Genomic DNA, 13,420 nt, shown 5'->3' with positions numbered 1-13,420 from the left:
CCCACAGGTTCTGTGCATGAATGTCGAGTACGCCGCTGCTCCCACAGGGAGCGGCATCACCAGGCCCTTAACGACACGAGCAATACATAGTTACCACCTTCCCTGTTTCTCGCCCCTCTAGCATGGAGATCCCGAAGCGTTCGGCTTCGGGATTCCATTCATCGCGAGACAGGGAGACTCAGATGACAAACACTTCTACCACCACGATCCCCAAGGCCGACGCCAACCCCAGGGACGCTATATTGAATCAGTTGCTCGCCGGCCCCACGTATCCGGAGGTCGCGTCCATACTTCTGCGCGACGGCCTCAAGAAACTCTACCCCACGCTGAACCTTGACCCACACAACACCGTGGTCGGCGAACCGAGCTGGGACATTGTCGACGGCGAAATCGTGCCACGCCCGACCCGCTATGAAACCCTTGCCGAAATGCTGGCCGGCCTGGTGAACGAAAAAAGCGATCCGATGCTGTTGATCGAAGGGTTGCATTACCTGACCCAGCTACCACTGACGTCCCCGAATGTGCATTTGCCAGTGCGCATCGACCAGATCGGGCGCCTGGTCAATGAGCTGGTGCCGGCCATGTTGACGGCCTGTCAGGAGCAACAACTGGCGTACTGGAATGCATCCGTTGGCGAGTCCGGCCCACGCTGGCATGAACTCTCCAGCACCCTGCGCAAGGCGTGGAACGTCGGGCGTATCGAGGACTGGACGACGACTGAGTGCGACATGGCCAGGCAACTGTTCCATTACCCCGACCGCAAGAACCGCAAGGAGAGCGACCCTTATGACACCCACGCGTATCTGATCGACGTCGACAAGGTGGATGGTCCAGAGGTGAAACGTCTGGGCGACAACTCAATCGTGGTCCTGATCGGCACCATCGAAGGCAAGGAAGTCATCCTCAAGTACTCGATCGTCAACGGCTACGAGAAGTTCGCTTCACAGCAAGCCCTGGGCCAATCCCTCCCGACCCATTTCGGTACGGCCACCTATCGCAAAATCCAGTGGCGGCTGTTTGAGCCCGACGGCAACATTTTCGATCACAAGGCCTGCGGGATGATTGCCGAGCAGGTCAAGGTCATCGGGTCCTCCCCGCAGACCTGGGTGACCTACGAGCCCCCTGTCAACGGCGAAGAAGCCGCTGAGGACGAGCTCGTGGCCTGGTTCCAGAGACAGATGCCCCATTGGTTGCTGGAGGCCTCGCCGTCCGATCAGACGCTGTTTGCCCAGTACATGAAGAACCTGTCGATACTCAATCAATCCCATGCCGGCAAAACCTATCTGGATGGGATTCCTGCCATCAAGGACTACGCGTTAAGCGAGCTGAAGAAACAGATGGTCCTGGACCATCCCGATGCCTCGACGCTCGATCTGAATGAAATCGAGTTCGAGGTACGCAGCCCCGTTATCTGGGGAAGCTTCGTCGTGCCCGGAAAGATCGATACCACCCGCTTCACCTTGGTCGAGCTCGCCTTGCAGAACCTGATTGCGCTTCCCCTGGGCGACAAAGCCGTCCAATCCCTGGGCGAGAACGAGTTGCCCGAGTGGATGACCGTGGCGTACATCGAAAACCTCATCGCCCAAGTCGATATCGGTCGCACTTACCTCGAGCTGGTGAAGGGCAAACTGCTCGACGATCCGGCAGAGTCGAGCCGCCGCGAAAAGTTGTACACCTCCCAGTTGCGCATCCAGCTGCCAATGCTGGCGCTGGAATGCAAAATCCGTGGGGAAGGACGCCTGGACGATAGGGGTTACCGCTACGTCGCCGCGCTGATGGAGCTTGATGAAGCCGATCGCAAGGTGGATGGAAAAGCCATTGTCGTGCGCCAACTGGCCTTCGTACCCGAACTGCAACTGGGTGACTCGGAAGACGTCGTGACCAATATGTTCGTCATCGGCCCCGAGGATGCGAGCGCCGGGCCTTGCGTGCTGTATCGGCCCATGCTGGAGCCGCAGCTGAGCCAGTACCCATCGTTCAGCAATCTGTTGTATGCGATCCGGCAGATCCCTTCGTTACGCCAATCGGTGCTGGCCTGGCTGCCTGATGGGGTGCGTAACGATTACGGTCGATTGGTTTTTCCAGACCTGCTGCCCTCCCCTTGGGGCATCGTGTCGTTCGTGACCGACCCTTTGACTTCCTTGGCTTATAGCGGTCCCGTCAGTTTGACCGACAAAACCCTGGGGACGGATTTCCTGCCGCAGTTGTTCAAGGCCAATGCCGATGCCTTGGTCGAACTGGCCGATCGGCAATCGGTGTCCAACCAGGAAAATCGCTGGGAAACCTTCAAACGCGCGGGCTGGCTGATGTTCAACCTGACCTTGCCTTACCTGGGAACCGCCGTTGGCACCGCAGCCTGGCTCTGGCAAATCCTGGACGACGTCGACACATTGATGCAAAACAAACCAGAGGCCGAACGACCGGCCAAGTGGGAGGCGTTCACTGACCTGCTGTTGAACATCGCATTGGCGATCATTACGCACGCCATCGACCGCGCCAGGGCCGCCAGGAGTCCTCACCGGGCAAAAGCCCCGCCGGAGGTGCGCGAACTGGAAAACCTGCCAAAAACACCCCACAAACTGGTGATAGAGCAACTCGGAGCGCTTCCGAATACGTCGCTGCCGACCGAGCACTACGAGACCATCCGTTCCGTTGGCGCCTTGATGGGCAGATCGCGGGAAAGCGCACAGTTCATCGACACCTTCAGCATCGACGAACCCGCAGATCCGGGAGAGCTCCAAACCGAGGGTGTGCTCAAGGGACTCTACGAACAGACGGGGGACTGGCACGCAAAAATGGCCGGCAAGTGGTTCAAGGTGCGGGTCGAAGGCGAGTTGGTCTCTATCGTCGACGGAAAAAATCCCTCCCGCGAGGGCCCTCCCCTGATGGGTGATGCCCACGGCAAATGGCACATCGACACACGCCTGCGGATACGCGGTGGCGGGTCCAAAGGTGTCAGGCAGAAAGTCATCGCCGACGCGCAGCGGCGTCGGATCGATCTGCTAGCTGCATTGAATCAATTCGAAGCAAAGAAGCCGCAGAACCAGAAAGCGCTGACAATGCAGGCCGAGGCAATGGACGAAGCGTCGGGCGCGGCCAGGGAAATCAAGCGCGATGTGTATGTCGCCACGCTGAAAACCCAGCGGGAAAACTACGAGCAAGCGTTGAGAACGCTGATGGAATGGCCGCTTTTCCAGTCAAGGCCCGACTACCCTCGAACCCGACTTGGCTACCTGAACGCCCAGGTCAACTTCACGTTCGCCGAGTTGGAAGCTCTCCAGGAACGCTTCATTCCGGCCTTGGACAAAGCCAAAGGCTTGATCACGTCCGGGGTCAAGGTGCTGGAACAACAGCACATTGACGCCGCCGAGAGCATGGTCAGCGTCGGTGACGACATGATCGAGCGCCTGGACTATATGGAGACGCGCTTCACCGAACTGAAGAACGTCGGCTATGAAGGTTTCGAATTCATCCGGCGGCACCGTAAGAAGATGCCGATCTATACGGCCGCCGACCTTCGCCTGATCAAGATCGATATGTTTCGTCACCTGTGCCTGACACTGGAAAGTGTCGAGTCGATGCCCGAAGGCTGGGGAGCGCTCAACCAGGTTGTCGATAACGCCACGGTCGCGTACCAAAGCCTGCGCGACGCCATCGATGAGCGCAGCGTGATCCGGCTGGATGAGCGGATCGATGCATTCGGTAGCCTGGCCGAGCAGTTCGCCGCCATCGACGAACACCTCCACTACCTGGGTAACGAGTACAAGAGCAGCGTGCGTCAGCCCCAACTCGCCCGACTGCGCACGGGGATCGCTACGCTTGAACAATGGACGTTGCGTCATCTGGCGGCCGCCCTCGATGAGAGAAGGGATCGGCGAAACGCTGGTTCCCCGTATGAGCAACGCCCCAGGCCGAGGAAAAAGTTCATCCGGGCGCGCTTCTGGGGCCTGGTCAGCGGCGAGCCGCGTTTATCCCGATCGATGGAGGAAACCGATTGGCTCGATGTGAAGAATCCGTTCTCGGGAGACATCATCGTCACGTTCCATCGCAAGGAAACCGGCGAATGGATCCCGCATATGAAACACGACGCCTCGAGCTCCACCGTCCCGGCCTTGAATATCAGCATCACGAAGGGCAACGACCTGATCAACGGACTGGCGGCGTTCAAGACACAGATCGAGGAAACCGTGAACCAGCCCAGCAAGACACCTGCCGGCATCGGGATGATCCTCAATGCCCACGCGGGCAGGATGGAGAAAGTCAGCGCGGCCATCAAGAAGGCCCTCGACCAGGCGCAAGGCGTGGCCTCAAACGAAACGTTCGAACTACCAGAAGAGCAGCGACGCTCGGCCGAAACCTTGCGCGTGCAGCTCGAGAAGGAAGCGAGTGCCCTTTATGTCCTGGGGTTCGAAACCGTTCTGAATGTCATCAAACAACGCCCGCCGACCATGAGCAGCATCATATGGCTTAAAAGTCGGAACCTGATTTCCATCACCAAACAGAAGAGCCGGCAACGCATCAAGTATCCGCCCTATGGCTTCCTCGACCGGTATGAGATCAAGGACATGAAAACCGGTAAGGTGCTCTGGTATGCAGACTTCCGTTACTCGACAAACTGGGTACCCGCCTACACATATCTTTCCGCACGCTTGAAAACCGTTACCCAAGCCAATCACAGGACCACCGTCATCGCCGGCACCGAATCCCTCACCCAACGTCAACTGATCGACCATTACCGCGCTGAAATCGCCGTGGATCAGGCCAAGGACGTGTTCTTTAGAAAAACGCGGTCATAAGCAAGGCCGGGCATCTGCCGATGCCCGGCCTTCACGCCTCAGCGCTTCCAGGCGTTCACCAGGCTCGCCAGCGCGGCAGCGATTGCCGCGGGTGGCACGGCTGCAAAACCCAGCACCAGCCCGCCACGAACCGGCGAGGTGGCGCTGGGCAGCCAATAGTTGCTCAAGCCATTGACTTCGACCCCCGCCGCAGTCGCCTGGGCGATCAGTTCACGCTCACGTTCGACACTGTCCACCGGCACCGTGACATGCAGCCCGGCCACGACGGTCGGCATGGCGCCGACACCCGCAATGTTTTGTGGCCAGCCCGCCAGCAGCGCATCACGCCGCGCCAATGCGGCCCGCCGCATACGCCTGATGTGACGCTGGAAATGCCCCGCCGCCATGAACTCGGCCATTACCGCCTGGGTGCTGACTTCGGAGTGGCGCACATCCACGGCACGCCGGCGGGCAAAGGCGTCCACCAGGCCAGGAGGCAGCACCAGGTAGCCCAGGCGCAAGGCCGGGAACGCCACCTTGCCGAACGTCCCGACGTAGAGTACGCGCCCCTGGCGATCCAATGCAGCCAACGGCGCCAGTGGCGCGCCGCTGTAGCGGTACTCACCGTCGTAATCGTCCTCGACGATCCAACCGTCGTTGCGCTCGGCCCAGGCCAGCAACTCCAGCCGCCGCGCGAGGCTCATCACCACCCCGGTGGGGTATTGGTGGGACGGTGTCACGTAGGCCAGTCGACACGGGTTCAACGAGGCGAGCGCGCTGCAATCCAGGCCCTCACCGTCCACCGGCACGCCTCTCACGTCGGCACCGGCCACGGCAAAGGCATGCCCGGCTGCGCGGTAGCCCGGGTTTTCCACTGCCACGACGTCTCCAGGGTCCACCAGCAACTGTGCACAAAGGCTGATGCCCTGCTGCGCGCCACTGGTGATCACAATTTGCTCAGCCGTGCAGTGCAAGCCACGGGAACTGCGCAAATATGCTGCAATCAGCCCACGCAAACGGGCATCGCCCTGGGAGTCGCCGTAGCACAGCTGTTGCAAGTCCGGTTTGCGCCAGAAAGCCGCGTTCAGCTTGGCCCAGACGTCGAAAGGGAACAGATCGAAAGCCGGGACGCCCACCCTAAACGCCCGTGGCGGACCACTGGGAGGCGCGGGTAAATGGTGCTTTTCGACCCGCTCCAACGCACCACTGTGGATAACTTTACTGGATGAAATCACAGGCAAATCCAACCAATCTGTGGATAACCCAGTGGATAAGCCTGTTGAAAACCCTGTGGACACTTTTGTGGATATGTTTTTCTCTCCGGGCCTCTTCGCGCGCAAACTCGCTTCCCCGGCGGTACCCATTCCAATGTGGGAGCGAGCCTGCTCGCGATGAGGCCGGCCCAGCATGAGAGAAGACAGCTCCGCCACGTAAGTGCCGTCCCCTACCCGCCCTTCAATGAAACCCTCGGCATAGAGCTGGTCGTAGGCCCGGACCACGCTGTTGCGGGAAATCGACAGCGCCGCCGCCAGGTCACGACTGGCCGGTAGCCGGGTGCCGCTGCCCAGCCGTCCATCCAGCACCCGCGCCCGCAGCGCCTGGTAAAGCTGGCGGCTGAGCCCCTGACGACGGTCCAGCTCGATTCCCGTGGGGTTGAACGACAATGGCGGCACGGCGTTGCTCATGACAACCCTCGCAAATGGACCTATCGAATTGGTCTTAAGTGGCTCTTACAACAGACCAATAGCCTGCCTAGGATGCTGGCATTCGCCAAGGAAAATCGTCATGTACAACCCCAAAGCCTTTGCCGTCGAAGACCTGTCCCAATTACACCGGATGATGGAAGCGTGTCGCCTGGCCTTGCTGGTCACCCATGGCGAGCATGGCTTGCAGGCCAGCCATCTGCCGCTGTTGCTGGACACCCGACAAGGCCCCAACGGCAGCCTCTACGGGCACATGGCCCGGGCCAATCCACAATGGCGCGACCTGGAATCCGGGGCCGAGGCGCTGGTGATATTTGCCGGGGCCGACGCCTACGTCAGCCCGGGTTTCTATCCCAGCAAGGCCGAACATGGCAAAGTCGTGCCAACCTGGAACTACCAGGCCGTACACGCCTATGGCGGCGCCGAGGTGTTCAATGATGCCCACCGGTTGCGCAACCTGGTGAGTGCCCTCACCGACCGCCACGAAAGCGGCCGGGCCCAGCCGTGGAGCGTCGACGATGCACCGGCTGAGTACATCGACAGCATGCTCAAGGCCATCGTCGGCTTCGCCCTGCCCATCCAGCGCCTTGAAGGCAAACGCAAACTCAGCCAGAACCGCGTCCCCGCCGATGCTGCGGGTGTGCGCCAGGGACTGGCGACCAGCCACGATCCCCAGGACCAAGCCGTCGCGAGCCTGATGTCCGAATTTTCGACCAAGGAATGAACATGAGCCAGATCGAGATCCGCCCTGTTACCGCTGACGATCACGCCGCGTGGCTGCCGCTGTGGCAGGCCTACCTGAGGTTCTACAACACCGAACTGCCAGATGCGGTAAGCCAAAGCACCTGGCAACGCTTGCTCGATGAGCGCGAACCGACCCACGGGGCCCTGGCCTGGCGCGGCGACACGGCCATCGGCCTGGTGCACTTCATTTATCACCGGTCCAATTGGAGCATCGAGAATTCCTGTTACCTGCAGGACCTGCTGGTCACGGAGCAGAGCCGTGGCACCGGCGTCGGTCGTCAGCTCATCGAGTACGTCTACGCCACCGCCAAGGCCGATGGTTGCTGCAAAGTGCACTGGCTGACCCATGAAACCAATGCCACGGCGATCCAGCTCTACGAGCGCATCGCCGAACGTCCCGGCTTCATCCAATTTCGCAAAGCCTTGTAAGGAGCGCCGCATGTTGACTTCACTTGCCGATTGGAAAGGGGTTCCGGCACCGTTCACACAGTTGATCGAAGGGCGTTTCATCCGCCTGGAAAAACTCGATCCGGCACGCCATGCCGACGGTCTGTGGCAAGCACTGGAAGGCCCCGGCGCCGATCCGAAACTCTGGGACTATCTGCCCTACGGCCCCTTTTCCGAGCGCAAGGCGTTCGATGCCTGGCTCGGTAATCATGCCGCGAACATCGACCCATACTTCTTCACGGTGATCGACCGCGCCAATGGCGAGGTGCAGGGCATTCTCAGCCTGATGTCCATCGTGCCAGCCCAGGGGCGCATCGAGATCGGCCATGTGACGTTCGGCGCTTCCATGCAACGTTCGCCGAAAAGCACCGAGGCGCTTTACCTGCTGGCGAAAGAGTCCTTCGCTTTGGGTTATCGACGCCTGGAATGGAAATGCAACAACGCCAACGCCCGCTCGAAATACGCTGCCGAACGATTGGGGTTCACGTTCGAGGGCGTCTTCCGCCAGCACATGGTAGTCAAGGGACAGAACCGCGACACCGCGTGGTATTCGATGCTGGATTCGGAATGGCCGGCGATCGGCGCGGCGTTCGAGCAATGGCTCAGTGAAGAGAATCAAAGCGAGAACGGACAGGTACGTAGCCTGGCGGAATGTCGCTCATCGCAGTGAGTGATGGATGATCGCCACCGCGAATCCCTTCGCGATGGCGATCGATCAAGGCAAGCTATCAGGACTCAGGCGGTTTCCGGGTGGCCAGGAAGGGTTTGAGCACCTCGGGCGTCACCGCACTTCGGGCATAGGGCCAGGCCCATTGCGGTATCGATCCATGAGCGCTCACGTAACTGGCGAAATCCAGCCGACTGTGCCCCGCCGGGCTCTGCGAGAAATCGAAATTATGGAGAAAGTACTGGGCCTGTCTTTCGCTCATGGTGTACGACCCCATGATCAACTGATGCGCCCGGGCCTCTTCATTGACCAGGCTGTCTATCAACGCCTCCGTGAAAGCCGACTCGCTGTTGAGCGAGCCGGGCCGCCCCAGGGCGAATCGAATATTGCTGTCGCTGAATGCCGGGCCCGTCAAATCCTGCCAGATGGCCCTGGCGCTTTCCCGCGAGATCCCGCGCATGGCACGAATGGACATCCACAGGTTCGGCCTGCTGAACAGGATCGCCACCCGGCTGTTGGAAAGCCGCTGCCCTGGCGCAGTGAACAACCTGGCGACAGCCGACAGGTCACTGTCCTTGAAGTACCGGACCTCCTGGAGAAAGTTGAAGAAGTCCAGTAAAGCCTGCCGATGCGTGAACAGACTGTTCAGGTTCCAGTCATCGAACGGTCGCATCCAGTTGATATCGACGCCACCGTATCTCGTCAATTCGTCATAACGACCACTGACATAATCGCCGATGAGCTGAAGTCGCATGTTGGATATGCTCGGGTTGCGAATCCATTGTGAAAGCAGACTCACGGGAAACAGGCCACCCAGGTTGGAAGCGATCACCGGGGACTTGAGAAGAATATTTGCCCGCGCCTGCAACATAGGAAATCGCTCGAGTGCCACGGTGAGCAGGTCGGCCAGGTCCTCGGCGCGGTCGTAATAAATGTGCTGCTCCAACAGTTCCGAGTCGTCATCCATGACATTGCCGGTCTCTTGCTCGTACCGTCTCTTGACCTTTTTCAAATCATCACGATCCACCAGATAGGCACCATTGAGCAGTTCCTCTAGCTGCGTATCGTCGAGATGACCATGCAGAGCGTCATCGTAGAGGACATACGCCAGACTGTTCTTTGGATGGTGATCGGTCAGCTCTCGGGCCCTGACCCCGTATTCGAGCATGATGTGAATCACGTCCTGGGAGAACATGAGGTGTTCATTGTTGAGCAGTTCATCAATTTCCGAATTTTCGATGGGACGTATCAACGTGTCCTCGAAGAAGGTCCGCACGGATCGATCGGTTTGCATGTAGTAAGGAATGCTGCTCAGTATCGGACGACCCGGAGCCCGGGGGGACAAGTAGCTACCGATGTGTTGCAGGATCTCGGGTGGCAAGTCGGCTTTCCGGGCTTGGCTCAAGGTCCTGCGCACCATGTCGTCGGCATACAGGTTCAGGAAATGCACCAACGGTCGAAACAGGTTATGCGGGTTGCGCGTGCCATAGACAATCTGACTCACGTCATACACCGCGGCCTTGCCCAACAAGTTCTCCAGGGAGCGTGCGTTATCCGCCAGCGCCTGCTGCAAACCGGTGGGCGGTGACACCAGGTAATGACTCATCTCCGGGTGCAGGTCGATATAGGCGGCGGTTTCATTGCGCAGCCCCTGCATCGAAAACGTTGGCTGGGGCTGCCCCTCGTTCAGTCCCCGGGCAACGGCATTGAAGAAGCAATTGCCGTCGGCATCGAACGTGACGTCAGTGTTATCAGCCAACCTTAAGGTGTAATGATTTTCACCGGTGCGTATCAGCACCACGTCAGTGTTGGACCTGAGCGGATGTGCGCCCGTCGGATAGCCGCTTTCCTCTTGCCCGGGGGTGAAGCGTATCGACCAGTCCTGGCGTCCACGCCGTTGATCCACGATCAACAAGCTGCGACGTTGCGGCCAGCTTGGAAGGCGGGTGATGAGTGACGGGACCAGATCCATGATCTCGACGTCCCACTCGTTTGACGTGCGGATCAGATCGGCCACGGCGCGAAGCGATGTCGAAGGTTGCTTAGGGGCTGACGGGCCCGGTTGGGGAGGTCCTCCGCTCGGGCGTTTGCCCCCTCCGCCCAGGCCAAAGCCCACGGCATGCCACTGCCCATCGGGCGCGCGGGCCACCGTGCTCCTCATCACGCCACTGGAGCGAATATTCAAGCCCGTCGCCGGGTCGACAATGGTGGCCTCGATGGCCTTGAGCGACGTATGGTCATGCACCCGGAATACCGTGCCATCGGGTTGCTGCACATACACCTGGCGAGCAGAGCGCCCCGTGACGCTGTCCGTGATCGTGGGGCGATAAAAGCCCTGGGCATCCGCTGACACTCCCCGGAGCACCGACCTATCCGCCACGGCATAGCGCCGATAAAGCGTTTCTTCCAAGGGCAATCCAAATGGCGCTTTAGCCTGGCTTTGGCGAGCCGTTATCGCCAGGAAAGAGGAGCGCCCTCGCACGTTGACGCTCACGCCACCGAAGCCGATAGCCTTCCGGGTGTTTGCCACCGCATGGACGAACGCCAGTGTCGTCGTATTCGTTGGCACGGCACCGGTCCTGAGCACCAAAAGGCCGGTCCTGACGGCACGGGTCAGCATCTGGAAACCGGGGATCAACAGCAGGCCGGCCAGGTCCATGACAATTTCAACCGTCATCATCACCAGCCGCGCGACGGTCTGCAGGCCAATGTCCCGGTTGCTGTTGGAGCGGTGATCCGCATAGGCGCTGTGAAAGTTGACGTGGGCCCGGTGAAAGCGCTCAAGCCAATCATCGGTAATCAAGACGCCACTGATCAGGGGCCGACCACGGTGCTGCCCCAAGGCGCGCTTTATCTCCTCTGGATCGAGGGCGCAAATGCGCGAACGGAAATACGCTCGCCATTCTTTCTGTTGCAGCAGCCCGGTAATGCCATCGCTCAGGTCGGAAAACTCTTGCAGGTCATTGCCCTGGGGGCTGTCCGGTAAATACACGCCCACGGTGCCCTTGATGTCCGGCCCAAGCTGGTCTGAAAAGATCAGCACACCGTCGATGCCGAGCGCGTTGCGCGGCGTACCACCTTGCGCGCTGACACTGCCGCCCAGGAGAAGACCGTGGACATGGATCCTGCGCCCGCTCACCCTGGCCCGATTCGCCGCCGTGGGTGATTGCAGGACCGCCTCCAGCCAGCTAGCCAGTAGTTTTCGCGGATGGGCTGGCTTGGCAACCGGATCCGTCACTCTGGCCTGGAACACTGCGTCGCCCCTGAGTGCAGCCTCATAGCCCTTGAATTCCAGGTGGGCCCGGTACGACGCCTGCCAAGCCGCCTTGTACCGAGGTTCATTCATTTGCTGGCGCAGCAGGATTTCATAGTTGCCACCGACATCGAGGCTCGTCGCCATCCTGGCCAGTTCGCCCCCGGTCACCGTGATCAGGAAGCCGTTTTCCGGATGTCGGATGCGTTGACGGTGTTGATCCAGAAGGCAGACCGCCAACACTTCGCGCATGGCGTTCGGGTATTGCCGTGGCCGCAGATTGTCGAGCATCAATTGGGTCAAGCTGCTGGTACGGGACTGCCTGGGGCTGGCCCGGTCACCGTAGAACAGCCTGACCAGGGTTTGGTCCGGGTCCACGTCGATGCGCGGGTGGATGGTTTGCTGGAGGTACTGTTTGATCTTCCGGCGAGCGAACTGCACCAGGGTAGGAACACCGCTGCCCAGTGTGTAGACGGCCTCGAATACCTTTGTTTCGAGACGGCGATAATGGGCTCGCTCGGCAAACGTCGCGGTCTTGTAGAAACCGGGGCGACGGTTTTCCACCAAGGTTTCCTGACGGGCCGCCAGTGGCCCGGCCAGTGACAACAGGGGCAAGCCAAGGGCATCTTCGGTTTGCCGGGCAAAGTCAGCCACCGTCACCGTTGCGTTTCCTGGCGCATCCAGGACTTTCTCCAGCGCCGCACGCTGCATCTGCAGCAGGTCCGCCGCCGCCACTTCGAAAACATGCCCGGACAGTTCGACGGAAATGTCCTGAATCCTGCACGCCTGGCCCTCAAAGGTGGGAAATACCTGTCTGATCAGGTCCTGGAAAGCGTTGAAGCGCTGAAGCCCATGCTCCAGGGAATACAGGAACAGCGATGGCCGGTCGGTAAACTTGATCACCATCGCTGCAGGCCATTTTTGCGGCTGCGCGGCGCCGCTATCGAGCCTGACCGCATAGGCATGGGGAACCGGTGCGCGCAACAGGCGGCCTCTGTCCGCCTGGGAAGGATGGGTAGTGATGATGTCCAATAGGCGATCTTCATCGCTTTGCTGGATTCGCTCGCCCTGGCTGAGTCGAGCGGCAGGATCCCGATCGGCTTTGTACAGGTCGAAAAGATGCAGGAAGCGCCGGGACAATAACTGCGCGAGGGCGACTTCGGTCGTGGATGACGCCGCCACGCCTGGCAACACCTCCCAGCCCTTGCGCTGACGAAAGAGCACCAGTTCGTCGCGGAACTGACGCTTCACCCGTTCATTCGTGGCTGGATGGGCCACATAGAACACGGCTTCCATGGCCCGCAACGTGTGCTCGTCCAGCGGGCCGGCAAAGACGCTGTCGGCCTCCTCCAGGGAATCCGAACGGGTAAAGAACCCGACGCCACCCTTCGAAAAGTCGGGCGCCGTGTCGCTGAGCAAACAGTTGCGCATGACGTGGGTAAAGCTGTCCGAGGCGGCCAGGATGCGCCCACCGTCCGGGCCCGTGGTGAAGCGGCTCACATAGCATTGATCCGGTTCGATGTCCGGAAGCAGCGATGCACGAAATTTCTTGGCGGGAATCCTGGTCTTGAGCAGGCCGACCAGCAGCGCGCCCATCACCCTGTCGAAGGTGGGAACGGCTGCGAACAGATGGGTCAGCTGTACCTGGTGGGTGTCCAGCAAGTCCAGTTGCCTGAGCTGTTCCTTCGCCTGGGCATCGATCGTTTCTGATTGCGGTATAGGTGACGCAGCACCCGGTTCATCCTTGGGGGAAATCGACATCTCAATGGTCCGGTTCTGATTGAAAGAGTCCGGACCCTATCGCGCTGTTCGTCCCGAGATGACGTACATA

6 protein-coding genes are annotated in these 13,420 nt (G+C 60.1%); 4 read left to right on the top strand and 2 right to left on the bottom strand.

All coding sequences use genetic code 11. From position 1 onward, the window contains the following. Positions 1-182 precede the first annotated feature (182 nt). Positions 183-4,796, top strand: a complete 4,614-nt coding sequence (locus AD665_RS10665) for a dermonecrotic toxin domain-containing protein (RefSeq protein WP_053192035.1) — start codon at positions 183-185, stop codon at positions 4,794-4,796. A 38-nt stretch (positions 4,797-4,834) separates the two neighbouring features. Here AD665_RS10665 and pdxR read toward each other — a convergent pair whose 3' ends face one another. Then, positions 4,835-6,460, bottom strand: a complete 1,626-nt coding sequence (pdxR, locus tag AD665_RS10660; RefSeq protein ID WP_053192032.1) for a MocR-like pyridoxine biosynthesis transcription factor PdxR — start codon at positions 6,458-6,460, stop codon at positions 4,835-4,837. A 100-nt stretch (positions 6,461-6,560) separates the two neighbouring features. On the opposite strand from pdxR, the gene AD665_RS10655 reads away from it, so the two are divergent. The 3 genes from AD665_RS10655 to AD665_RS10645 are packed head-to-tail and all read left to right on the top strand — an operon-like array spanning position 6,561 to position 8,339. Next, positions 6,561-7,202, top strand: coding sequence for an FMN-binding negative transcriptional regulator (locus AD665_RS10655; RefSeq protein ID WP_024777845.1), 642 nt, complete (start codon positions 6,561-6,563; stop codon positions 7,200-7,202). Positions 7,203-7,204: 2 nt separating this feature from the next. After that, a complete protein-coding gene (locus AD665_RS10650) occupies positions 7,205-7,651 on the top strand; it encodes a GNAT family N-acetyltransferase (RefSeq protein ID WP_053192030.1) in 447 nt (148 codons plus the stop codon). Positions 7,652-7,661: 10 nt separating this feature from the next. Continuing rightward, the gene (locus tag AD665_RS10645; protein WP_053192028.1) at positions 7,662-8,339 is read left to right on the top strand and encodes a GNAT family N-acetyltransferase; all 678 of its coding nucleotides are present in this window, start codon (positions 7,662-7,664) and stop codon (positions 8,337-8,339) included. A 58-nt stretch (positions 8,340-8,397) separates the two neighbouring features. Here the strand turns inward: AD665_RS10645 and AD665_RS27830 are convergent, their stop codons facing one another. Beyond that, a complete protein-coding gene (locus tag AD665_RS27830; RefSeq protein ID WP_231995005.1) occupies positions 8,398-13,350 on the bottom strand; it encodes an OTU domain-containing protein in 4,953 nt (1,650 codons plus the stop codon). Positions 13,351-13,420: the final 70 nt, after the last annotated feature.

It is taken from the genome of Pseudomonas corrugata (assembly GCF_001269905.1).
GTDB lineage: Bacteria > Pseudomonadota > Gammaproteobacteria > Pseudomonadales > Pseudomonadaceae > Aquipseudomonas > Aquipseudomonas corrugata.
The sequence above is the reverse complement of the archived record's forward strand: the minus strand, read 5'-3'. Positions and strand labels throughout refer to the sequence as shown.